The 22,750-nt window shown below is 66.8% G+C and carries 17 protein-coding genes and 3 pseudogenes; 12 read left to right on the top strand and 8 right to left on the bottom strand.

Annotated features, from left to right (window positions below):
* Positions 1 to 256: 256 nt before the first annotated feature.
* Positions 257 to 2,317, top strand: a complete 2,061-nt coding sequence (locus C4B68_RS02605) for a SpoIIE family protein phosphatase (protein WP_167458996.1) — start codon at positions 257 to 259, stop codon at positions 2,315 to 2,317.
* Between the two features lie 61 nt (positions 2,318 to 2,378).
* On the opposite strand, the gene C4B68_RS02600 is transcribed toward C4B68_RS02605, so the two are convergent.
* The 3 genes and pseudogenes from C4B68_RS02600 to C4B68_RS02595 all read right to left on the bottom strand — a co-directional run.
* Positions 2,379 to 2,750, bottom strand: a complete 372-nt coding sequence (locus tag C4B68_RS02600; protein WP_099506426.1) for a thioesterase family protein — start codon at positions 2,748 to 2,750, stop codon at positions 2,379 to 2,381.
* 26 nt (positions 2,751 to 2,776) lie between these two features.
* On the bottom strand, positions 2,777 to 2,923 hold the full coding sequence (locus tag C4B68_RS41665) for a hypothetical protein (protein WP_167458995.1): 147 nt from the start codon (positions 2,921 to 2,923) through the stop codon (positions 2,777 to 2,779).
* Between the two features lie 141 nt (positions 2,924 to 3,064).
* Positions 3,065 to 3,511 (bottom strand): annotated as a pseudogene (locus C4B68_RS02595) (FUSC family protein); the annotation flags it as partial.
* A 28-nt stretch (positions 3,512 to 3,539) separates the two neighbouring features.
* On the opposite strand from C4B68_RS02595, the gene C4B68_RS02590 reads away from it, so the two are divergent.
* Complete coding sequence (locus C4B68_RS02590; RefSeq protein WP_143674543.1) at positions 3,540 to 3,722, top strand: hypothetical protein; 183 nt, start codon at positions 3,540 to 3,542, stop codon at positions 3,720 to 3,722.
* Between the two features lie 92 nt (positions 3,723 to 3,814).
* Here C4B68_RS02590 and C4B68_RS02585 read toward each other — a convergent pair whose 3' ends face one another.
* Complete coding sequence (locus C4B68_RS02585) at positions 3,815 to 4,273, bottom strand: Hsp20/alpha crystallin family protein (RefSeq protein ID WP_099506428.1); 459 nt, start codon at positions 4,271 to 4,273, stop codon at positions 3,815 to 3,817.
* A gap of 266 nt (positions 4,274 to 4,539) precedes the next feature.
* Here C4B68_RS02585 and C4B68_RS02580 point away from each other — a divergent pair, with 266 nt between their 5' ends.
* Together C4B68_RS02580 and C4B68_RS02575 are read left to right on the top strand one after the other, a co-directional pair.
* Entirely contained in the window at positions 4,540 to 7,062 is a 2,523-nt protein-coding gene (locus tag C4B68_RS02580) for an ATP-dependent Clp protease ATP-binding subunit (protein ID WP_099506429.1), read from the top strand.
* Between the two features lie 91 nt (positions 7,063 to 7,153).
* Positions 7,154 to 7,429 (top strand): hypothetical protein, encoded by a 276-nt coding sequence (locus C4B68_RS02575; protein ID WP_099506430.1) that lies wholly within the window; start codon positions 7,154 to 7,156, stop codon positions 7,427 to 7,429.
* A gap of 111 nt (positions 7,430 to 7,540) precedes the next feature.
* On the opposite strand, the gene C4B68_RS02570 is transcribed toward C4B68_RS02575, so the two are convergent.
* A complete protein-coding gene (locus C4B68_RS02570) occupies positions 7,541 to 7,957 on the bottom strand; it encodes a GreA/GreB family elongation factor (RefSeq protein ID WP_306511584.1) in 417 nt (138 codons plus the stop codon).
* Positions 7,958 to 8,370: 413 nt separating this feature from the next.
* Here C4B68_RS02570 and C4B68_RS02565 point away from each other — a divergent pair, with 413 nt between their 5' ends.
* The gene (locus C4B68_RS02565; RefSeq protein WP_099506431.1) at positions 8,371 to 8,904 is read left to right on the top strand and encodes a DoxX family protein; all 534 of its coding nucleotides are present in this window, start codon (positions 8,371 to 8,373) and stop codon (positions 8,902 to 8,904) included.
* A gap of 364 nt (positions 8,905 to 9,268) precedes the next feature.
* Positions 9,269 to 10,258: pseudogene (locus C4B68_RS02560) on the top strand (molybdopterin dinucleotide binding domain-containing protein); the annotation flags it as partial.
* An 89-nt stretch (positions 10,259 to 10,347) separates the two neighbouring features.
* Here C4B68_RS02560 and cydB read toward each other — a convergent pair.
* Together cydB and C4B68_RS02550 are read right to left on the bottom strand one after the other, a co-directional pair.
* Positions 10,348 to 11,349 carry a cytochrome d ubiquinol oxidase subunit II gene (gene cydB, locus C4B68_RS02555; RefSeq protein ID WP_099506432.1) on the bottom strand — a complete coding sequence of 334 codons (1,002 nt, stop codon included), beginning with the start codon at positions 11,347 to 11,349 and terminating at the stop codon, positions 10,348 to 10,350.
* Positions 11,350 to 11,361: 12 nt separating this feature from the next.
* Positions 11,362 to 12,897, bottom strand: a complete 1,536-nt coding sequence (locus C4B68_RS02550) for a cytochrome ubiquinol oxidase subunit I (protein ID WP_099506433.1) — start codon at positions 12,895 to 12,897, stop codon at positions 11,362 to 11,364.
* Positions 12,898 to 13,620: 723 nt separating this feature from the next.
* Between C4B68_RS02550 and C4B68_RS02545 the strand changes: the two genes are divergently transcribed.
* The 4 genes and pseudogenes from C4B68_RS02545 to C4B68_RS02530 all read left to right on the top strand — a co-directional run bounded on the left by C4B68_RS02545 (position 13,621) and on the right by C4B68_RS02530 (position 16,498).
* The gene (locus C4B68_RS02545) at positions 13,621 to 14,115 is read left to right on the top strand and encodes a hypothetical protein (protein ID WP_167458994.1); all 495 of its coding nucleotides are present in this window, start codon (positions 13,621 to 13,623) and stop codon (positions 14,113 to 14,115) included.
* Positions 14,116 to 14,361: 246 nt separating this feature from the next.
* Positions 14,362 to 14,538, top strand: a pseudogene (locus C4B68_RS02540) (IS701 family transposase); the annotation flags it as partial.
* 440 nt (positions 14,539 to 14,978) lie between these two features.
* On the top strand, positions 14,979 to 15,758 hold the full coding sequence (locus C4B68_RS02535; RefSeq protein ID WP_240634152.1) for a site-specific integrase: 780 nt from the start codon (positions 14,979 to 14,981) through the stop codon (positions 15,756 to 15,758).
* Between the two features lie 11 nt (positions 15,759 to 15,769).
* The gene (locus tag C4B68_RS02530) at positions 15,770 to 16,498 is read left to right on the top strand and encodes an SDR family oxidoreductase (RefSeq protein ID WP_099506435.1); all 729 of its coding nucleotides are present in this window, start codon (positions 15,770 to 15,772) and stop codon (positions 16,496 to 16,498) included.
* 483 nt (positions 16,499 to 16,981) lie between these two features.
* Here C4B68_RS02530 and C4B68_RS02525 read toward each other — a convergent pair whose 3' ends face one another.
* Positions 16,982 to 17,890 carry a hypothetical protein gene (locus C4B68_RS02525; protein WP_099506436.1) on the bottom strand — a complete coding sequence of 303 codons (909 nt, stop codon included), beginning with the start codon at positions 17,888 to 17,890 and terminating at the stop codon, positions 16,982 to 16,984.
* Positions 17,891 to 18,112: 222 nt separating this feature from the next.
* On the opposite strand from C4B68_RS02525, the gene C4B68_RS02520 reads away from it, so the two are divergent.
* Positions 18,113 to 20,371, top strand: coding sequence for a CHAT domain-containing protein (locus C4B68_RS02520; RefSeq protein WP_167458993.1), 2,259 nt, complete (start codon positions 18,113 to 18,115; stop codon positions 20,369 to 20,371).
* A 918-nt stretch (positions 20,372 to 21,289) separates the two neighbouring features.
* Positions 21,290 to 22,705, top strand: coding sequence for a serine-rich family protein (locus C4B68_RS42885; RefSeq protein WP_240634151.1), 1,416 nt, complete (start codon positions 21,290 to 21,292; stop codon positions 22,703 to 22,705).
* The last annotated feature ends 45 nt before the right edge of the window (positions 22,706 to 22,750 follow it).

The following is a 22,750-nucleotide window of genomic DNA, read 5'->3' as shown; positions in this document are numbered from 1 at the left end:
CGAGCTGCCGGTCAGACGGCGACACTGGGGACAGCGGCCGCTTCCTGCCAGAAATCCGGTCACCACGTGGTGTGGTGTCGCGCGCACGATGGGCGAGCAGGCGTCCCTCCGCCCCCTCGCCGGCCCCACTCCCTCCGCCCCACTGCGTCCGCTCCACGCGTACGTCGTTCGCCCGCGTGGACGACACAGCACAGAACATCCTCATCCGCCGGGAGTAGCCCGAGCCGTGGATACACCGCACAGAAGGCCCGCAGACGTGGGGCGTGAACTAGACGAGGCCGCCTTCGAGGCGTTGTTCTCCGGGTCTCCCCAACCCCACTACCTGCTGGACACCGACCTGCGGCTCGTGCGCTTCAACGCCGCCGCGGCCGCCCATGACGCCTTCCTGCTGGAGGACGCCCTCGGCCGTCCCCTCTGGCAGTGGGCGGATGCCTCGTACCGCGAGCCCCTCGAGGCGATGCTGCGGGAGGTACTGGCCGACGGAGTCCCGAGAATCGACATCGAGATCAAGGCCACCACCCCGGATCTCCCGGAAACCGTGGCGTCGGTTTCGGGATTCCGGCTGCGTGGCGCGGCGGGCGGCGTCGTAGGGCTGGCCCTCGCTGTCGCAGATGTCACCGACCAGTACCGAGACCGTGTCCGGCTGGGCCTTCTCCGGCGAGCCACCACGGCGATCGGAACCACACTCGACATCGTCCGCACCGCGCAGGAACTCGCCGACATCACCGTGCCCGACCTCGCCGACATGGTGCGCGTAGACGTGCTGGACTCGGACCTTCGCGGTGACGCTCCCGCCCTCGACTCCCTCGGGGAAGACCTGTTGATGCGATGCGCCGGCCGCAAATGCGCCCACGAACCGGCCTCGCACATGGCAGATGACGTCGGGAACGTCATCAAGTTTCCCACCGGGTCCCCCTACGCCGAGGTGCTGGCGCACCAGCGGCCCCTGCTCATGAGCAGGTCGGGAGCGGATACCCGGGACCCCGCCCGGAAACCGGGCGGCGACGCCATGGCCGAGACCGGGGCGCACTCAGGGATGGCGGTGCCGCTGTGCGCCCGTGGCGTTCTGCTGGGCCTGGCCCGCTTCTACCGCGAGCAATCGCCGGAGCCGTTCAACCACGACGATCTCGAGCTGGCCGTCGAACTGGCGCAGCACACCGCTCTGTGCCTGGACAACGCCCGGCTGTACGCCCGCGAGCACTCCGTCGCCCGGATTCTCCAGCTCACCCTGCGGCCTCTTGACGTGCCCTCAAAAACCGCGGTCAAGACCGCACACGGCTACTTGCCCAGCGGAGCCGGCGGGGACTGGTTCGACGTCATCCCGCTGTCCGGGGCGCGGGTCGCCCTGGTCGTCGGGTCCCCACCCGGTCGCGGTATCCGCGCCGCCGTCGCCATGGGCGGGCTGCGGGCGGCCATCGGCGCCCTGGCATCTCTCGACCTGCCGCCCGGGGAGATCCTCGAACGTGTCCACGACCTGACCACCCGCTTAGACGGGGAGGACTCACACGCGCTCGACGAGAACCCGGACGGCCGACGCTCGGGCACCACGTGCCTGTACGCCGTCTACGACCCCGTGGCCCGCCGGGGCATCCTGGCGAGCGCCGGCCACCCGCCGCCCGCGATCGCCCGCCCCGGCGGCCGGGTGGAGTTCACCCATGTACCGATCGGCTCGCCCCTGGGACGCGGAAGCCCCAGGTACCGGGTGGCCGAGACGGAGATGCCCGAGGGCTGCGTGATGTTCCTTGGCAACTCCCTCCTGCTCCGCGGCAGCGGCCCCGAAGCGCCGAGGGAGTTGGTCTGCCTGACCGACGCCCTGCAACCCCGCGGCGCCTCCCTGCAGGAGGTGTGCGACGCGGCTCTGGCGGCACTGGTGCCCCAGCGCTCCCCGAGCGACGGCGTACTCCTCCTGGCGAAGACCCGCGGTCTCGGGGCCGATCAGGTCGTCTCGTGGACCCTGCCCAACGACCCCGCGACTGCCGCCGACGCCCGTGCCCGTGCGGAGCGCCAACTGTCCGACTGGGGGATGAAAGACCTGACCTTCTCCGCGGTCCTGGTGGTCAGCGAACTGGTCACCAACGCCATCCGGTATTCGAGGGAACCTGTCCGGCTGCGCCTGATCCGCGACCGCGGCCTCATCATCGAGGTCACCGACGACAGCAGTACCGCCCCGCACCTGCGGCTCGCGGAGGACGACGACGAGAACGGACGCGGGCTCTACATCACCGCGCAGCTCACGGAACGATGGGGGACCCGCCGCGAGCACCGGGGAAAGACGATCTGGGCGGAACTCGAGCCACTCGGCGACCGCGGGATGTGAACCCATCCGGCCTTCCATGACGCGTCCCGATGCGCACAGAACGAGGCGCGGGCCGCTTCGGTCAGCGGTCCGATCCAGGGTCGGGCGTGGCGGCGAGGAACCGCCGGCGGTCGACGATCGCCCGGTCGATCTCCCCCGTCGCGACGATCTCTCCGGAGCTGTCGACGGCCCGTACGAGGAAGGTGAGCCGCCGGCCCACCGCGGCGGCGGGGGGCTCGGCGACAACCTCAACCCGGCCACCCACGCGCGTGGCACGGAGATGCTTGATACGGACCGCAGTCCCAACCGTCGTCTGGCCCGCCTCGGTGAACGGCGCGGCGGCCCGTACTGTCGCCGCCTCAATCCATGCGATCAGCCGGGGAGTAGAGAGCACAGGCACGTCACCGCTGCCCATCGCCGCCGCGGTATCGACATCGGTTACCTGATGGTGCATCTCACCACGCTATCCGGCGCACCACCTCACTTCGGGAGCTGGGCCAGGAACTCCTGTGGAGTGATGGCGGGTCCTCCGTCGATCTTCACAACGGGAATCACCTCACCGTCGCGCCAGACGACCGGTGTTCCCACCACGCCGTAGGAACCGAAACTGCCGAACGAGCCTGCCATACCCGGCCGAATGCCACGACCGGGCCGACGGCCAGTGGCCTGGCGGGAGCTTGCCGGCGAACTGGACCTCATGCGACCGAAGTTGCGGGCCGACCCGGCACTCGGAGGTTGGTGTGGCGGGCACTTCGCAGAGGCAAACGACTAGTGCCCATGGCGGTGCAACCGGTCGAGCAGGAGGTAGGCGCGCTCCTCGGCGGCGGCGAGTTCGGTGGGGTCGATCCCCGCCAGCCACAGCTCACCCGCCGCGGTGTCGTCGGCCTCGCGCAGTTCCACGACTGCCGTGGCCAGATGCACCTGGACGGCTGGGGGCGGCGGGCCGGCGGAGGGGGCCAGGGACTGTTCGGTCCGGTCGGCGGCTTCCGTGCACGCGGCCAGCGCGCGGTCCACTCGTGTCGCGGCGCGGTCGTGGACGATCAGCAGCGCACACAGCAGCCCCACGACGATCCCTACGACGCTGCCCAGCGCCCGGTCGAGGACCAGCCAGCCGGGTGGGGCGGGCGCCGACAGGTCGCTCAGCAGCAGCGCGATCGGCGTGAGGAAGACGACGGCCAGGGCGTAGTTGCGGGCCGCGACGTACTCAAGAAAGAACGGCTTCTCGTCAGACCTGGCGTCGCTGATGTTCGAGGACCTCGGCCGGACGGTGCGCGAGCTGCGCGAGCAGCCCTATCCCATGGTGCGCGACAGAGAGGCCGAAACGGCGTTTCATCACTGCGAGGCCCCACGCTCGCCGGCATCGGCCACACAACTGGACCCAAGCGGGCTCTCCGATGCGGGCGAAGCACCGTCCAAGACGCGGTGACAGCGGGCGAGACCCGTTGACATCGGGTCGGGGTACAGGGCGCTCAGCCGTTCATCCTGTCGTTCCCCTACGAGTCGACCGTGATCGTGCCCCTACGAGTCGACGGTGATCGTGCGCCGTGTCGACGTTCCTGTCTTCGGCAGGCGGACGGTCAGAACTCCGTCGCGGAGGTCGGCCCGGACCCCTTCGGTATTGACGTCACCCGGAATGCGAATGCCATAGGAAAACGAGCCCGACCGACGCCGCAGCGCGTTGCCTTGCATCGATTCTTCGACTGTTCCATGGATATGCAACTCGCGGTCGTCGACCTCCACGCTCACGCGTTCACGAGGGATACCGGGAAGCTCCGCGCGGACCAGGTACGAGTCTCCCGAGTCCTCTTCCTCGACCAAAGGCATCCAGTGCCGAGAAGGGGCCGTCGTCTGCGACGACCGCTCAAGCAAACGGCTGACCTCGCCCCACAGGTGCTGCAGTTCGGTCGCTGGATCGCCGCCGGCCCACCAGGCCGTCCTGGCCGTTCCCGACCGGGCGATGTCCGCTCGTTCACCCATCACATTTCTCCTCGCGTGATTACTGATGGCCAGCCGTCGATTACCGATGGCAAGCGTACGCCGTCAAGGAAGCGGGGGATGTTCCGGGACACCCCGTGCCAAAGACCTTGTGGAGATTCCTTGCGGCAGTACCGCGCATTTGTTCCGCGCACGTGGTTCCACCTGCGGAGCAGCGGGTCTTGTTCCACTTGCGGAGCAATGGGTATCGCGCTTGAGTTATAGGGCGCCTCTGAGTCGTAGGGTCTGCCCTCCCACCAGGAGATGCCATGTCGATGTCGTCATTCGGCTTTGGTTCGTCTGATCCGTTCAGTGAAATGTTGAATCGGTTCTTTGGCATGTCACCTGCGTCATCGCCACCCGCCGTACAGCGCGTGCCGATCGGACGGCTGCTGACCGAGTCGTCGCACGAGCTTCTCAACCTGGCCGCGCGACGGGCGCTCGAGGACGGAACGTCAGATCTCGACACGGAGCACCTGCTGTGGGCGACTACGAAGGTCGACCCCGCACGCACGCTCCTCGCTCAGGCAGGCGTGGATCCCGATGAGCTCGGATCCCAGATCGCCGAAGTCCTTCCCCGGGAATCGGGCGAGCCGTCCGCGGAACCCGGCCTCACGCCGGCGGCCAAGCGCACACTCGCCGCCGCGTACGCCCGGTCTCAGGCAGCCAGGGTCTCCTACATCGGCCCCGAGCACATTCTCGGCGCGCTGCTGGGTGAAGCCGACACAGGTGCTGCCCAGATGCTGCGCGCGGAGGGCCAGGATGTGGGAAGGCTGGCCGGCCTCGCGGAGCAGGCGGCCCGCCAGGACGGACTGCCCGCCGAGCGCAAGAAGCCCGCCACGACGCTGGACGAGTACGGGCGGGACCTGACGGAAGAGGCGAAGGCCGGAAAGCTCGACCCTGTGGTCGGACGGGCCGACGAGATCGAGCAGACCGTCGAAATTCTCTCGCGGCGTTCCAAGAACAACCCTGTGCTCATCGGTGAGCCGGGCGTCGGGAAGACCGCGATCGTGGAGGGGCTGGCCCAGCGCATCGTGGCCGGAGGGGTTCCCGAAACCCTGAAGGGCAAGAGGGTGGTCGCCCTCGACCTGTCCGGCATGGTGGCGGGTGCGCAGTACCGGGGGCAGTTCGAGGAGCGGCTGAAGAAGGTCATCGAGGACGTCCAGGAATCAGAAGGAAACATCATTCTGTTCATCGACGAAATGCACACGGTCGTCGGCGCGGGTGCGACGGGCGAGGGCGCGATGGACGCGGGCAACATCCTCAAGCCGGCGCTCGCGCGCGGGGAGCTCCACATGGTGGGCGCGTCGACCATCGACGAGTACCGCAGGTATGTCGAGAAGGACGCCGCGCTAGAACGTCGCTTCCAGCCGGTGATGGTGCCGGAACCGACGGTCGAGGAGACCGTTCTGATCCTGGAGGGGCTGCGCGACCCCTATGAGGCTCACCATCAGGTCCGCATCGATGACGCGGCCATCGCGGCCGCGGCGGAACTGTCCGATCGATACATCAGCGACCGGTTCCTGCCCGACAAGGCGATCGACGTGATGGACCAGGCGAGCGCCCGCGTGCGCCTGCGCAGTGCCGGCCGCTCCACCGAGGTCATCAGCCGCGAAGACCACATCGCCAAGCTGCGGCGTGAGCTGGACCAGGCCGTCGCGGCCGAGGACTTCGACAAGGCAGGGCAGCTGAAGCGCCAGATCGCTGAAGCGGAGGCCGAACTCGCGGGGATCGAGGAGCGTCGCGAGGGCGTCGTCACCGTCACGGCGGGCGACGTCGCGGACGTCGTCTCCCGGCGTACGGGCATCCCGGTCTCTCAACTCACCGCGAGCGAGAAGGAAAAACTCCTCAAGCTCGAAGAGGAGATGCATGAACGGATCGTCGGCCAGGACGAGGCGGTCACCGCGATCGCCCAAGCGGTACGCCGCAGTCGCGCGGGCATGGGCGACCCGAACCGGCCCGTCGGCTCGTTCCTCTTCCTGGGCCCCACCGGTGTGGGCAAGACCGAACTCGCCAAGACCCTCGCCGAGCTCCTGTTCGGCGACGAGAATCGCATGATCCGCTTCGACATGAGCGAGTTCCAGGAGAAGCACACGGTCGCCCGGCTCGTCGGCGCGCCTCCCGGATACGTCGGCTACGAAGAAGCGGGCCAGCTCACCGAGAAGGTACGCCGCCAGCCCTACAGCGTGGTCCTGTTCGACGAGGTGGAAAAGGCCCACCCTGACGTCTTCAACGCGCTGCTCCAGATCCTCGACGACGGACGTCTGACGGACGCCCAGGGGCGCACCGTCAGCTTCAGTCACTGCGTCATCATCATGACGTCCAACATCGGCGCACACCTCATCCTCGCGCACGAAGGCGACGTGTCCGAGATCAAGGACGAGTTGATGGGCGAGCTACGGGCCCAGTTCCGGCCGGAGTTCCTGAACCGCATCGACGACATCATCATCTTCCACGGCCTCACCAAGGAGGATCTGTCGCAGATCGTGGATCATCTGCTGGACCAGACCAAGCACCGGGTGCACGCGCAGGGCATGAAGCTGGACGTCACGGAAGCCGCCAAGAAGCTTCTCATCGCGCATGGTCACCAGCCGGAGTTCGGCGCCCGTCCGCTGCGACGCACGATCCAGACAGAGCTGGACAACCGTATCGCCTCACTCCTGCTCAGCGGCGAGGCCGAGCCCGGAGACACGATCGTCGCCGACGTGAAGAACGACACGCTCCACTGCACAGTGGAGAGGAACGACGCGCAGCCGGCGGCTGACGATGCAGAAGAAGCGAAGAAGTCCTGACGCGGCGCTGCTGCATCTGCCGAAGAGTCAGGGCAGAGGGGCAGGTACACCCGGGCGTGAGCACGCCCGGGTGTTCGTTCTAGGAGGACCCATGGCGCATCATCACAAATCCAACCGAGAAGTCGAAGGAAACCCGGATTTCGGTCATGGGCGAGGTCTGCCGCTGCGACCCGATGTGGAAGAACTCGAAAGGCGCACCGACGAGGATCGACGGGAAGCAGGCCTGCCTGTCAGGACGGAGGACCCTTGGGCGGAGTACGAGGCCGTGCACACCGAGATCAATCGTGAGGTTGGGCTGGGTGAAATCCAGTCTCAAATCTCACGAAAGGGACGGCCCCCCTTCCCGCCGACTCGCTACGAAAGCTGAGCGCCTTCTGAATATGGCCCCGGCCGCATCCTCGAGAAAATCCCTGGGCCCGAATACTGGATTGTGCAGGCGTTTATCAGGGTGTGCGCGCGACGGGCGTGACCGGACGGTTCACTTGCTGCTGTGCGGCTCGCCGATCGACACCACAACCGCGGTCGCCTGGCCGTCGGGTGTGTCGTAGCGGGCGGTGTCACCGGCACGGCGGCCGAGCAGCGCACGGCCGAGCGGGCTGTCAGCGGTGACCAATGTTTGATCCAGAGCCTCGGCAACCTCGCCGATCTGGAGAGTGTCCACTGTGCCGTCGTCGAACCGGACGGTGACAGTGCTGCCCACGCCGACCATGTCGGTGCTGGCAGAACCGGCCAGGTCCGCTTGGCGGAGCCGTACGGTGATCTCGTTGATGCGGCTGTCCAGGCGGTCGAGTTGATCGGCGCGCTGCAACTCGTCGGCTTGATCGGCGCGATCGCCCACCGCATCCGCATCGGGGTCCTGCAACGTCTTGGCAACCAGTCCGCGCTCCGCGCGCAGATCGGCAAGTTCTTACTCGAACGCGCGACGCGCGTCGGCGCTGATCGGCTCGGGGCTACCGGTCATTCCCGCTCCTGTGGTGCAGGCGGAATAGCTGAACAAATTCGACAATTACTGCATTTCCTAGCAAAGCAGTTGGATCACGGGAGTGATCCACACGAGCTGGGAATGACCTGTCTTCGTATCCTGCCGCGTCCCGGTCGTAGTCCGCGACTTGTGGCAACGCGCCGTGTTCTTGCCGCCGTTGCCCTCTCCTCGCCGTGATCGGGACATGGTGAGCACTCCGTGCCACACCGCGGTGTCCGCGTTCTGGCGCCGACGGCGACAGCGCTGCCCGGCTCAACCCGAGCGGCGGACGGCGCGTCCAGGGCGAACACTGGAATGGACTGTTCCGTCTAGGGAAGGACCTCGCCATGGGCTGCCTCCACCGCAAGGATCTCGGACTGCTGGCTGTGCGCCTCGGCACCGGCGGCGTGCTCTTCGCGCACGGTGCGCAGAAGCTCTTCGGCTGGTTCGGCGGAGAAGGCATCGAGGGCACTGGGCAGGCGATGGAGGCCATGGGCTTCCGCCCCGGCAAGCCGAGCGCTGTCGCCGCAGGCCTCGGCGAGGCAGGCGGCGGCCTCCTGCTCGCGCTCGGCATCGCCACCCCAGCGGCGGGCGCGGCCGCGGCCGGTGCCATGTCCGGTGCGGTTGCGGTCCACCGTCCGCACGGCTTCTTCGCCGCTGCCGGCGGCTACGAGTACCCGGCCTACCTCGGCTTCGTCGCCGCGAGCCTGGGCCTGTCCGGCGCGGGCTGCTATTCGTTCGATCATCTCACTCGTTACCGTCTCGACCGCCCGGCCATGATCCTCCTCGCATTCGGAGTGAGCACAGCGGCCGCGCTCGCTGTCGTAGGACGCCGCGAGCAGACACTCGCAGCGAAGTCGCAGGAAACCGAGACGGATTGAAGCCGGACGGAAGCGGACACCGTCACCGGCGGCGCCGGTGACCATGAGCCCGGTCGCCTTCTCGTACGGCGTGAACAGGCGGTCTCGTACGGGCGGACGCACGGGACCGCGTGGGCTGCGAGCCGCGTAGCGAGGACTGATCAACCGGCATAGCCTGGCTGAAAGCGTCATTTTTCGGCGCACGCCTCGACGGCGGAAGGGTGAGAGTTTTGAACGCCTCCAATGTCAACGACGGGCAGGACCTTTCACAGGTGGAGCCCCGAGTGGGGCCCATCCCCCAGGGTGAGCCCAGCTTCCACCCCTACCATCACCCCGCCGCCGGCTGGGGCGCGGCGAAGAGCGTGACCAAGGTTCTGGTACGCGTGACCGGCTCGGCGAGGTCTGCAAGATCGAACCGCCCCGTGACCACGGTCTGGACACGGTCGGCTCCATCCAGGCGATGCACCGCGGCGATGTGAAGGTGTTCGTGGGCATGGGCGGCAACTTCGCCCTCGCCGCGCCCGACAGCCCGTACACCTACGAGGCGTTGCGCAAGTGCGACCTCACGGTCCAGGTCAGCACCAAGCTGAACCGCAGCCATCTGGTCCACGGTCGCCAAGCCCTCATCCTGCCCTGCCTCGGCCGCACCGAGAAGGACCACCAGCGCAACGGCATCCAGAGCACGTCCGTCGAGGACTCGATGAGCATGGTCCATCTGTCCATCGGCATGAAGCGACCGGCGTCACGGCACCTGCTGTCCGAGCCCGCCATCATCGCCGGCATGGCGCGCGCTGCCCTGCCGGCCAGTCCCACTCCGTGGGAGTGGTACATCGAGGACTACGACCGCATCCGCGACACCATGTCCCAAGCCCTTGACGGATTCGAGGACTTCAACCGCCGTGTCCGCCTGCCGCTGGGCTTCCGCATCAAGCAGCCGGCGCGCGAACTGGTCTTCCTCACCCCGTCCGGACGCGCGGAGTTCTCCCGTGCGCCGCTCCCCAGGGTTGTGCCTGCCCCGGGGACCCTGGCGTTGGGCACCATGCGCTCCCACGATCAATGGAACACCACGATCTATTCGGACCACGACCGCTATCGGGGTATCAAGAACCTGCGCGAGCTCGTCTTCATGAATGAGGACGACATGCGCGAGCGCGGTGTCTCCGAGTTCGACCCCGTCGACATCACCGCGACTGCGAAGGACGGCTCCCAGCGCTCCCTCAACGGCTTCCTTGCCATCCCGTACGACATCCCGCGCGGTTGCGCGATGGGCTACATGCCGGAGATGAACGTGCTGATCGGGATCTCCGACTACAGCATCCAGAGCGACCAGCCGCTCATGAAGCACCTCAAGGTCACCATCACCGCTGCTACCTGATGAAGAGGGGCGGCCTGCTGAGCCACCGGGCTCGGGCAGACATGGACGAGGCTCCCCGGCTCCTCTTTCAGCCAGGGAGCCTCGTTGTTTCAGTGACCCGCCGGGATGTGGTGAACGGCGATGCGCTTGCGGAAGACCCAGTACGTCCAGCCCTGGTAGAGCAGGACAAGCGGGACGAACACGGCCGTGACGATGGTCATCACCGTCAGGGTGTAGGGCGCGGACGAGGAGTTGCTGACCGTCAGCGACCAGTCGGGGTTGAGCGTCGACGGCATGACCTCGGGGAACAGGGTGAGGAACAGCATCGCGAAGCTCGCCACAATGGTCAGGCCCGAGAAGACGAACGCCCAGCCCTCACGGCCCAGTTGGTTGAAGAACATCGCCACGAGCAGCGCGACGAACGAGACGATCATCACGCCCAGGCTCTGGCCGTTGCCGGAGTTCACCTGCGTCCAGAGCAGGAAGGCCAGCATCAGCAAGAGCGACACCAGACCCAGCACGGGCGCCAGCTTGCGGGCGCGTTCACGGATCTCACCGTCCGTCTTCAGCGCCGCGAAGATCGCGCCATGGCAGGTGAACAGCGCCAGCGTCACGAAGCCACCGAGGATCGCGTACCCGTTGAACAGATCCCCGATCGCGCCCACGTACGACTTGTCCGCGTTGATCGCGAGGCCGCGGACGATGTTGGCGAAGATCAGGCCCCACATGAACGGGGTGATCACGGACGTCCAGAAGGTGACCTGCTCCCAGTTGCGCTGCCAGCGATCGCCCGACCGCTTGCCCCGGTACTCGAAGGACACGCCCCGGGCGATCAGGCAGATCAGGATGATCAGCAGCGGAATGTAGAAGCCGCTGAACATGGTGGCGTACCAGTCCGGGAAGGCCGCGAAGGTCGCACCCGCGGCTGAGATCACCCAGACCTCGTTGCCGTCCCACACCGGGGCGATCGTGTTGATGAGGACCCGTCGTTCGGTGTGGTTGCGGGCCATCAGCTGGGTAAGGACGCCGATGCCGAAGTCGAAGCCCTCGAGGAAGAAGTAGCCGACCCAGAGGACGGCGATCAGGGTGAACCAGAGATCGTAGAGATGCATGGCGATCCGTCCTCAGTAGGCGAAGGCGAGGGGCTTGTCGGCGTCCTCCGCGGAGGGGCGCAGGGTGGGGTCCTTGGCCGGCGGCTGCTCGTCGACGTCCGGGCCCGGCTTGGCGTACTTGATCAGGAGCCCTACCTCGACCACCGCGAGAATCGCGTAGAGCACGCTGAACGCGACCAGCGAGGTGATCTGCTCGGCCATGCTGACGTTGGGGGAGACGGCGTCCGTGGTCGTCTGCAGGTGGAAGACCACCCAGGGCTGACGGCCCATCTCGGTGAAGATCCAGCCGAAGCTGTTGGCGACCAGGGGGAAGGCCAGGGTGAGGGCGGCGATACGCCAGCTCCACTTGGTGAAGAAGGTGTTCATCGCGATCTTGTTCGTCAGCATCAGAGTCGGTGGCTCGTCGTCCCCTGTGCGGTACGAGGGATCCAGCCAGAACTTCTTCCGGGTGAGCCAGAGGCCGAGGAGGCCGATGCCGAAGCTGGTCATGCCGAAGAAAATCATGAGGCGGAAGCCCCAGTACGTCATGAAGATGTCCGGGATGTACTCCTCCCGTGTGCCACCGAACTGGCGAACCTGCTCCTCTGCCCGGGTGTTGATTCCGGGGACGGGGGAGGAGAAGTCGCTCTTCGCGAGGAAGGACAGTGCCGCTGGGACCTCCAGCGCGATCAGGTTGCGGCCCGTGCCGACGTCACCGACCGAGAAGATCGAGAAGGGAGCGGGCGCCTGGGTCTCCCAGAGGGCCTCGGCCGCTGCCATCTTCATCGGCTGCTGCTCGAACATGACCTTGGACAGACGGTCTCCGGAGAGCGCGGTGAGGATTCCGGCGACCACCGCGATGACCAGGGCGCATCGCAGCGAACTGCGCATGGCGCTGATCCTCTGCCGGTTGGTGTCCTTGCCGCGCTTGGCCCGCCACAAGTGGTAGGCGGCGATGCCCATCACGAAGGCGGCGCCGGTGAGGAAGGCCGCCGTCAGGGTGTGGAAGACCACCACCAGGGTGGTGTCCTGGAACAGCACCGCCCAGATGTCCGTGAGCTGGGCCTTGCGTGTGGAGGGGTCGATCCGGTAGCCGACCGGGTGCTGCATGAAGGAGTTGGCCGCCAGGATGAAGTACGCGGAGAGAATGCTGCCGATGGTGACCATGTAGATGCACGCGAGATGCAGCTTCTTCGGAAGCCGGTGCCAGCCGAAGATCCACAGTCCGATGAACGTGGACTCGAAGAAGAAGGCGATCAGCGCCTCCATCGCCAGCGGGGCGCCGAAGACGTCACCGACGAAGCGCGAGTAGTCGGACCAGTTCATGCCGAACTGGAATTCCTGCATGATGCCCGTGACGACGCCCATCGCGATGTTGATCAGCAGGAGCTTGCCCCAGAACTTGGTGGCGTGGAAGTACTTCACCTTGCCTGTCCGCACCCAGGCGGTCTCCAGGCCGGCAACGATGATCCCCAGGCCGATGCTGAGCGGGACGAAGAGGAAGTGATAGACGGTCGTCATGCCGAACTGCCACCGCGCGATGGTCTCGTGGGCGATTGCTAGTTCCACTACGTCCTACCCTCACTAGATTCCTGCATATTGGTAAAAAGGTAAGCGCGGTGAGCAGGGTCGGCGAATCAGGTGAAATCCCCCGAATGGGCGCGTGTGTGGTGGCTTCAATCGCCGAAGGGGTGGTGTGGCGGCCGGTCTTGAGTTGGCGGCGGCGGTTCGTGGCGCGGCGGGTGGACCGAAGCGAGCGCTGGCGCCCGGTGAGTGTCGGTGCGGCCATTCGGTGGAGTTTTCAGCGCGACTACCGGTGCCGGCGATTGGGCTTGCGGCGGTCTCGGGAATCGTGGCGGTCTTGGCCGGATTCAGTCTGGACGGATTCGACACGGCAAGTATCCCGAAGGCATCGCGGTTGGGCGGTAGCTCGTCGGTCGACGACGGCCGGGGTTGTCGGAGACGCTCGCCGCGGGCTCCCGTGCCGGTCCTCTCCTTGTCGTGAGTGCCGGAACGGGTGCGTCGCCGTCAAGCGTGAATGATCAAAGCAATCCGGCGCGCGCGAAAATATTCCCGGAATTCTCGCTTCCGCCGCCGTTGCGCGGCCATGGTTTGACAATCCCGCTGATCACGAACTGTAACCGGCCGATAGCAGGGCCGCGTCGGCCTGAGCGTTTGCGGGCCAGTCCCGGGAGGGATCTGGACATAGTCTAGTACTCCAGCTGTAGATCGTGATCTTGCTGGTGGGGCGTGACTGGGCACGACATCTGTCACCAGCCCTACACTTCGGCCATGCCGATCCAGCCCCGGTCCGCAAGCTCTGCTGAGGAGCAACTGTCGGTCATCGATGCCTTGATTGCTCTGCCGTTCCCCGAACAGGAAGGCCAGTCGAAGACGCAACACGGATGGGGCGGGCCCGGGTATCACATCGCCGTTCTCCGGGAGAGCCGGGACTTCTGGGACGCTCCTGATCCAGAGACGATCACGGCGGCCGAAGAGGAGTTGGAGGCAGACCTCACCGCACTGGTCACGGTGCTGGCTGGGCGTTGGGGCAGTCCGACCGTGGTCGATCTGTGGCCCTATCTCGGGCTCGACAACCCGGACTACCCAGACATCGAGGAGGCGCCCGAACCTCTGGGCTCCCTGTGCAACCTTGCTGGGAGCATGCAGATGTGGCAGGTGCCGTCTACTGGTCGCTGGCTCGGGCTCACCATCGGCCAAGTCGATCGAGAGCTCCCCTTCGAACTGCTCGCCGCCGTCGGCGAGGTCTCCACGCTTCCGAAGTGAGCCGCGGCACTGCCTGCCCCATCTTGTCCGCGTCATCGCTTGTGACAGACAGCACGCAAACCCGCGGCAGGTGACAGGTCACCCGTCCGTGTCGGTGACAAATGTCGCGCTCGGTCACATGGGGGCCGGTGCAGGCACGGGTGCGGCCACCGTTGATCATCGCGAGTTGTGTGGACTAACGACGAGACGGTGGCCGCAGGTCACAGCATAGATCCCGTCCGGTGGCGGGAGGCGTTCGAGGTGGCCATGGGCCGGATCGCTGGCCGGTTCGCCCGGCGCGAACCCCGCCTGCGGGCTGGGCGGTTGGTGCTGGGCCTGCTGTCCGACCTGCCGCGCAAGAACTGCTGGACGATCGCGGAGTGGGCCGGGGAATCGGCCCCGCACGGCATGCAGCACCTGCTGTGCCGGGCCTCCTGGGACGCGTGCCTGCACCGGTGGTCACTTCGGCCGAGCAGGCCACCGCGAGCACATAGCCCAGGCCGCGTTCCTCCAGGGCGGCCCGGAGCTTTGGATTGCCGCCGTAGACCTCGCCCGGATGTCGCTCTGGCCTGGATCTCTCGAGCAAAGGCCCGGGACCTGCTGGAACGCATAGGACGCGACGAGCGTCCCGTCACCCACGACCTCCTCGATGAGCTCCCGCCGGGCAAGGTGCTGGCTCACCTTCGCAGCGTCCTCGTCGCCACGGGATCCCTGCCGCCGCGCGACGAACGGCTCGTCGCTTTGGAGAAATGGATCACCACAACCGTCCAGGCTCGCACAGACCTCGCCGAACTTGCCGGATCCTGCACGGTTACGCGGTCTGGCACCACCTGCGCCGGCTCCGCCGCCGAGTCGGCCAACAGCACACCACTCAACTGCAGGACATGAACGTGCGCTGCCACATCAACGCCGCCGACAACTTCCTCGCCTGGCTCGCCGGCGAAGGTCTCGCCCTGGGCGCCTGCACACAAGCCGATCTGGAACGCTGGATTACCGATCCCGCCTTCCGCTACCGCGACGAGACCGGCCACTTCGTCCGCTGGTCCGTACAGCATCGTCATGCCCACGGCCTCACCTGCGGCGCCGTCCGCTGGACCGGCCCACAGGGCACCATCGACAGCGAGAAACGCTGGGACGACGCACGACGCCTTCTCAACGACGACACGCTGCCCACCACGGACCGAGTCGCTGGACTGCTGCTGATCCTCTACGCGCAGAAGATCTCCACCATCAGCCAACTCACTGTCGAGGACGTCGACACCACCGGCGAGACGGTCGCGATTACCTTCGGCACCTCGCCCGTCACCCTCACGATGCCGCTTGGTGCCTTGGTCCGCGAGCTCGTAGCGACCCGACGCGGCAAGGCCAAGATCGGCACTCCGGACGACGCCCCTTGGCTCTTCCCCGGAGGACAACCAGGGCGCCCACTCAGCGACAGTCAGGTCGGTCTGCGGCTGCACAAGATCGGCATTCGACCCCAACAGGACCGCTCCACAGCCCTGTTCACCCTCGCCGCCGAACTGCCCGCCGCCATCCTCGCCAGGATGCTCGGCGTCCACATCCAAGTCGCCGTCCAATGGCAGAAGGCATCCGGCGGAGACTGGGCCGCCTACGCAGCTGACGTCAGTCGCCGCAACACAACGCATCAACCGACCCACAAATAAGGAGCAAAGCCATGAAACTCGACAACTACCGTGTCGTCATTACCGCTGCTGGCCGCGACTTCGGGCGAAGTCTGGCGATCCGGCTCGCGGACCTCGGCGCCGAGGTCTTCCTCTCCGCCCGCAGTCTCGCTGCCGCCGAACGTGTCCGTGACGAGATTCACGACCGAGGGCATCAGAGGGTCCACGCCTTTGCCTGCGATCTGACAGACCCCGCCTCAATCAGCGACTTCGCGTCCAGCGTTGCCCGCCACACCGACCGCGTCGACATCCTGATCAACAATGGCTCCCGCTACCTCGATGGCCCAGACCTCCAGTCAGCCTCCGACGCCGACATCATCGACACCATCTCGTCCGGCGCCACCGGCACTGTCCTGACCGTGAAGCGCTTCCTCCCTCTCCTTCTCAACTCGGACAAGCCGGATGTAGTGACGATGGTCTCCGCCTGCGGAACCGCCGGCCATCATCGCTCGGATGCGCACGACGCCTTCTACGCAGCCAAGAGCGCCCAGGCCGGATTTACCGAGATCCTCTCCAAGCGCCTGCGGCCCCAAGGCGTCCGGGTGATATCGCTCTACCCGCCCGACTTCGACAACGCCGACCCGCTCTCCGAGGAGTGGAAGACCACCCCGCGCGAGTCCAAAGATCCCCTCACCGGTCAGTCGCTCGTGGACTGCATCCTCTTCGCCGTCGCCCAGCCCCGCGACTGCTTCATCAAGGCATTCCACTTCGAACAGGTCTGACTGGCCCTCGCGCAAGCGGCTGAACGCCCGGTCCCGGAGTGCCACATGCACTCCGGGCCGCAGGCATTCGGGCAGTTCCCATACCCGACTCCACCATTAGCGATCTACCCCACCGACGCGATCGAAGCACACCGCGCGTTCATCGCCCGCCGCCGCGTGACCAGGCCAACCGATGAATACCGCGCTGTCACCAAGAATGGGACAGTCCGGGTTCCTGTCGCCGGTCGTCCAGGATTCCGCGAACCTCTGGATCATGTTCCGCCGAGTGGTGTAGCCGCATTCGCGGCGAAGTCTCAGGTCCCGCAATGCAGCAGTCGACCGGGCACTCGTGACGACCTGACCTGTCATCAGCTACGCGAAGGGCGCAATGGCCAACTTGCGGTTACCCGGCTCGCCAGCTGACAGTCGCCGCCGTCGACAGCGGCCACAGCACAGTCAAGCTTTACGCCGCGACCAGCAAGGAGACTGCAGAGCTTCGTGAGGTTAGACGCCCTTGCGTAGCATGCGGGTCAGTGACGCCCCGTGGTCGGGCGTGAACTCATCCGGGCACGACAGTCCCAACGCCTGGGCCAGGTCCCGCCCGTACAGGTCCACCGCCGACTCCACCAATTCGGCGAGGGCGGCCGTCGCCGCCCTGCCGCGCTGCCAGGCCGCGCCCACAGTCACGCACGCGATCACGGCAGAGGGCCACCACCACACCGCGAGCACCAGATACAGCAGACCCCAACCGGCCAACCGGGATGCTGACGCGAAGGCGGATTGAGCGGTCGCGATTTCGGCGCGCGCCATATCGGGCATGCACAGCCACAGCCGCGGCCACGCTGCCGTCAGGTCCAGGTCGTATGCTCGGTGCACACGCTCACCGGCCGCCCGCATCCGATCGGCCATCCAGGTCGGCCGGTCCGGCTCGACAAGGCAGATCCGGTTGCGTACGACGAGTAGCCGAGCGGAGTCCGGCAGCGGGCTGCGGTTGCCCCCCTCCCCCCACCCTTGCTGCCGGCGGTAACGCTCCAGCAGCGCGTTCTGGTACGCCTCGTGAGCAGCCTGCCAGCGCTTCCGGCGCCAACCGGTCAGTCGACGCCCCAGAGGCCCGCGCCCTGCCGCGAGCCACAACCGTGCCACGCCGCCGCTCACCGCCTGCGCCACCAAGCCCACGCCTGCAGATCCGAGCAGCATCGCTCCGCTGATCAGCACCACCTGCCCGATTCCCCGACGACGGGCAGCGACCCGGTTCAGGTAGTCGGCGAGCATCACCAGGTCGTACCAGCCGCTATGCCGCAGTACCACCGCCCCCGCCGCCGCGACCGCTAGATAGAGCGCCCCCGGCAGCACCAGCAGCGACAGCCAGCGCTCGGCCACCCTCTTGCCCAGCTCGGCCAGGATGGCATTCAAGATCCGATCCTGACACGGGTAAGTGGCCGATCATAGACGCTGCACACGGGATCAGTGATCCGAGCACCCCATGCGGGCACCTCCGCTCGCATGCACCGATTCGCGCCTGGGCACGCGAGTACTTCCTCGACTGGATGCTCGTCGGGACCGCCCAGAGGTTGATACATGTGGCCTCCCCCGGAGGTAGGAGGCGGCCTGTCGGACCTCGACGAGGCGATCACCGTGCTGAAGACTGCTGTGGAAGCCGCGCCGCTCGGGTCGGAAGTGCGCACTCGCAGCTGCATAGCACTCGCCCTGCACCTGCTGTTGCGGTACGAGCGCACGGCCGCGGAAGAGGATCTGGACCAGGCGGCCGAGTTCAGCCTCAGGGCGGTCGAGTCGGCACCAGAGAGTGCGGATGCCCTCACAACGCGGGCGCACACCTTGTTTCTACGAGCCAAGGATGATGACGCGCTCACGGACGAGGCAATCGACGTGGCCTGGCAGGCACTGGAGCGGACCCCGCTGAGCAGTGTCACCTATCCCGAGCTACTGCGCGCGCTCGCCTTCATGCTCACCACCAAGGCCCTCCGCGTGTTGGCGCCTTCAACCGTCGGTCCCAGGGCTCGTCGACGACGCCTACGTGACTGGCCACGTGTGAAGAAGCGTTATTCAGCCGGGCTGCTGGTCCTGAAGGCACAGGAACTGCTGGAGGATGCGGTACGGAGCGGTCCCGACAACTATCCCGTCTACGCGGCCGAGTTGGGCGACGTGCTGTTGCTGCACGCTACGCTGCGGAAAAGTCGGCGAGTGCAGGACCATGCCGCGAGTTGCTTCCGCACGACCGCCCTCAGCGAGTTCACGCGGCCGGCCCTCCGGCTCAGCGCGGCACAGCGATGGGGGCAGCTACTGGCCGTAACCAAGGACTGGAATGGCGCGACCGACGCCTACGCGCTGGCCATTGATCTCCTACCGCAGCTCGCACCCCGATCGCTGCGCCGCGTCGACCAGGAACACGGCCTGAGTACGGTCAGCGGTCTGGCAGCCGACGCCGCCGCGTGTGCCGTACGAGCCGGGCGGCCGGTGGATGCCGTCCGGCTGCTGGAAGCCGGCCGGGGTGTGCTGTGGGCCCAGGAACTGGAGGAGCGGGACGAATCAACCAGACTGCGCGAGCGAGCACCGCACCTGGCGAACCGTTTCGAGCAACTGCGCGAACTACTCGATCATCCCGGCACCGACATGGTGCCTGGCCCTGCGACAACCCAGTCGTTCGGGTGGCGGGCCGTCTCCGATCCGCCGATACCCGGCGCCGTCGCGGACGCACGGCGGCGGCTGACCGACGGCTGGCACACGGTGCTCGCCGAAATCCGTGCACTCCCAGGTTTCGCCGACTTCCTCAGCAGGCCCGAGCAAGAGGGCATGCCGCTTCATCCCGGTGTGGACGGCCCCGTCGCCCTGCTGAGCGCGAGCGCACACGGCGGCAGCGCCCTCCTGTTGCACCCCGACGGCCACATTGATCCGCTGCCTCTCCCCCTCTTGACGGATCGGTCGACGACAGAGAAGGCATCGGAATTTCTCACCGCCCTGGAGATCCTTCATCAGCCCGCCGTATCTTTACGGGAACAAAAGGCCGCTCAGGACACGGTTCGGGCAACACTGGCCTGGCTCTGGACGGCGGTCGTGGGTCCCGTGCTTGACCGGCTCCGCTTCACCGAAGCGGCACCGACCCACCTGCTGCCGCGCCTGTGGTGTTCGCCGAGTGGGCCACTGGCCTGCTTTCCCCTCCACGCGGCAATGTCGGACAGCGGAGACCGGGCGCTGGATCGTGCGGTCTTCTCATACACCTCGACCACGCGCGCTCTGCGCCGCACGCAGGCCCTCTCTCAGCTGCCGGACGCCGATGCCCGCGTGCTCGTCGTGGCCATGCCCGAGACGCCGGGTGAGCCACCACTGCCGGCCGCCCGCGACGAGGTCCAATCGCTGGTCTGCTTGACTGACGCGACCGAATTGATCGGATCGGCCGCCACCTATGATGCCGTTCGGTCGGCGCTGCCGTCGTACGGCATCGTCCACTTCGCGTGCCACGGCCGCTACGACTCGGCGCACCCTACGGAAAGTCGGCTACTACTGCACGACTACCAGACGCGTCCGCTCACCGTACGGGACGTCTCGCGGCTGCACCTGCCCCGAGCCCGGCTGGCCTACCTGTCGGCCTGTTCCACGGCATCGTTCAGCGGCGCGCTCATGGACGAGGCGATCCACCTCTCGGCGGCGTTCCAGTCCGCGGGGTTCCCACAGGTGATCGGGACGCTTTGGCCGGTGGCGGACGCCATCGCGGCGGAGGTGTGCGAAGCCACGTACACACGTCTGCGCACGAGCCAGGGCGGAGCCCTGGACATCGGGCAAGCGGCACGCGCACTCCACGGAGCGATTCAAGAACTGAGCGACCGATACCCCGCCACTCCGAGTCTGTGGGCGGCGTATCTGCACGTAGGACCGTGAGTGCCCAGCGGCCGGAAACCGAAGTGATCAAGGGCAGGGACAACAGGTACCTGCCGACGTCGCACGCGTTCCCTATGGACCAGCAGTTCGCCAGCAACCTCGAAACTACGCCCGTGGCCGCCTTTGTTCAGGGAGCAGTTACCGCCAGCGGGTGCATTCCCCGGGGCAGACATTCACCCGTTCACGACCCAACCTGTCCGCTTCGAACTGCTGCAACTGGGCCAGCAGGCCCCTGGCGCACATCTAGTTCGGAGAACGACTCGGTCTCGTCGGTGGCGCCGTAGAAGGCGCTCATACCCATGCAGCCGAGGCCTTGGGCTCCGACGGTCAGGCCCTGGCCGCCCAGGGCGCGGTGTTCCATGAGGGTGCATCCATTCCGTAACTAACTGGATAGATACGTGACCGTAGGCCCATGGAGGACGGTGCGGCCTTTGACCTTGTTGGGCTGCTGCTGGTCGAGGGTGAGTCTGCCGCCCTTGGGCTTTCCTGAGTGGCATCCGGAAGCTTGCCGGGGTGCCGTCGTGGTCGGTGTCGGTGGGACCGATGCCATCAAGTCCCTCTCTTTTTGCGCAACTTCACGTTCGAGTCCCGCAACCGCCGGCTCGCGGCGAGTGCGACCACACCACACAACTTGAGCCGCAGTCCGGAGAGGCGCTGGCGCGGTGGTGCCGGGGTCGGATGCGGCGCCGGTCGTGGTGGGGCGGTTTTTGCTGCGTTATCGCGGGGGCTTTTACTTGTTGTTTTTGAGTGTGTCAAGTCCCGAGTTTCCGGAACGTGACCGTGTTGTCCGTTTCGGGCCTACTGGTGGTGCGGGCCTCACCGGAAAGACCGGATCGACGCAAAGACCGGAAAGACCGGAAAGAAAACGAGGCGCCCGAGTATGTGGAAATCACTTTTCGCTATCAGGAGGAGAAAAACATGACTCGTGTGATCCGTAAGCGCGGTAGTGGCGGTTCCGGGCGTCGGCTCAGTGTCGCCGCGGTGGTGGCGTCGTCCGTGGTGGTGGCCGGGGGCGTTGTCCTGCCGGCTGCCGCGGCTACGGCGGCGCCGGCGGCCGAGGCGTCGGTGGCGGCTATTGCTGCCGGGGGCAAGGGCAAGCATCACAAGCATTACTGCTGGGACAAGAAGCACAAGCGTCACTGGGACAGGAAGTACAAGAAGCACTACTGCTGGGGTAAGCACCACCGGTACTACTGGGATGGCCACTACAAGACGTACTACGTGTGGAAGGACCACCACAAGTACTACTTCATGGACACCCACAACCACTACTACTGGGACAAGCATCACGACGACCGCCACTGGGACTACAAGGACAAGGACCACTGGAAGGAGGATCCGCACAAGCCGAAGCCGAAGCCGGAGCCGAAGCCTGAGCCGAAGCCGGAGCCGAAGCCTGAGCCGAAGCCTGAGCCGAAGCCGGAGCCGAAGCCGGAGCCGAAGCCGGAGCCGAAGCCGGAGCCGAAGCCGGAGCCGAAGGAGGAGCCGAAGGAGGAGCCCAAGGAGGAGCCCAAGGAAGAGCCGGGTACGGGTGCTGAGGACGGCACGGGTACGGGTGCTGAGGACGGCACGGGTACGGGTGCTGAGGACGGCACGGGTACGGGTGCTGAGGACGGCACGGGTACGGGTGCTGAGGACGGCACGGGTACGGGTGCTGAGGACGGCACCGGTTCGGGTGCTGAGGACGGCACGGGTACGGGTGCTGAGGACGGCACGGGTACGGGTGCTGAGGACGGCACCGGTTCGGGTGCTGAGGACGGCACCGGTTCGGGTGCTGAGGACGGCACCGGTTCGGGTGCTGAGGACGGCACCGGTTCGGGTGCTGAGGACGGCACCGGTTCGGGTGCTGAGGACGGCACGGGTACGGGTGCTGAGGACGGCACCGGTTCGGGTGCTGAGGACGGCACCGGTTCGGGTGCTGAGGACGGCACGGGTACGGGTGCCGAGGACGGCACGGGTACGGGTGCCGAGGACGGCACGGGTACGGGTGCCGAGGACGGCACGGGTATGGGTACCGAGGACGGCACGGGTATGGGTACCGAGGACGGCACCGGTTCGGGTGCCGAGGACGGCACCAGTACTACCGAGGGCGGCACCGACATGGGTGGCTCTGAGGAGGGCGGCACCGACATGGGGGGCGGCACCGACATGGGTGGCTCTGAGGAGGGCGGCACCGACATGGGTGGCTCCGAGGGGGGCGGCACCGACATGGGTGGCTCTGAGGAGGGCGGCACCGACATGGGTGGCTCTGAGGAGGGCGGCACCGACATGGGTGGCTCCGAGGAGGGCGGCACCGACATGGGCGGCGGGGACGGAGGTGGTGAAGAGTGGTAATGGTGCCGGTTGCATCAGGGTTGGTGACGGCGGTGACGCTGTCTG

This window comes from Streptomyces dengpaensis (assembly GCF_002946835.1).
GTDB lineage: Bacteria > Actinomycetota > Actinomycetes > Streptomycetales > Streptomycetaceae > Streptomyces > Streptomyces dengpaensis.
This window is presented reverse-complemented; position numbering and strand designations above follow the sequence as displayed.

What these genes read in the sequence shown, in the direction of transcription:
- C4B68_RS02575 (WP_099506430.1), top strand. Translation starts at nt 7,154, where the DNA reads ATGGCGCATCATCACAAATCCAACCGAGAAGTCGAAGGAAACCCGGAT.
- C4B68_RS02545 (WP_167458994.1), top strand. Translation starts at nt 13,621, where the DNA reads ATGCCGATCCAGCCCCGGTCCGCAAGCTCTGCTGAGGAGCAACTGTCG.
- C4B68_RS02535 (WP_240634152.1), top strand. Translation starts at nt 14,979, where the DNA reads ATGAACGTGCGCTGCCACATCAACGCCGCCGACAACTTCCTCGCCTGG.
- C4B68_RS02590 (WP_143674543.1), top strand. Translation starts at nt 3,540, where the DNA reads ATGTTCGAGGACCTCGGCCGGACGGTGCGCGAGCTGCGCGAGCAGCCC.
- C4B68_RS02530 (WP_099506435.1), top strand. Translation starts at nt 15,770, where the DNA reads ATGAAACTCGACAACTACCGTGTCGTCATTACCGCTGCTGGCCGCGAC.
- cydB (WP_099506432.1), bottom strand. Translation starts at nt 11,349, where the DNA reads ATGCATCTCTACGATCTCTGGTTCACCCTGATCGCCGTCCTCTGGGTC.
- C4B68_RS02580 (WP_099506429.1), top strand. Translation starts at nt 4,540, where the DNA reads ATGTCGATGTCGTCATTCGGCTTTGGTTCGTCTGATCCGTTCAGTGAA.
- C4B68_RS02585 (WP_099506428.1), bottom strand. Translation starts at nt 4,273, where the DNA reads ATGGGTGAACGAGCGGACATCGCCCGGTCGGGAACGGCCAGGACGGCC.
- C4B68_RS42885 (WP_240634151.1), top strand. Translation starts at nt 21,290, where the DNA reads ATGACTCGTGTGATCCGTAAGCGCGGTAGTGGCGGTTCCGGGCGTCGG.
- C4B68_RS02565 (WP_099506431.1), top strand. Translation starts at nt 8,371, where the DNA reads ATGGGCTGCCTCCACCGCAAGGATCTCGGACTGCTGGCTGTGCGCCTC.
- C4B68_RS02600 (WP_099506426.1), bottom strand. Translation starts at nt 2,750, where the DNA reads ATGCACCATCAGGTAACCGATGTCGATACCGCGGCGGCGATGGGCAGC.
- C4B68_RS41665 (WP_167458995.1), bottom strand. Translation starts at nt 2,923, where the DNA reads ATGGCAGGCTCGTTCGGCAGTTTCGGTTCCTACGGCGTGGTGGGAACA.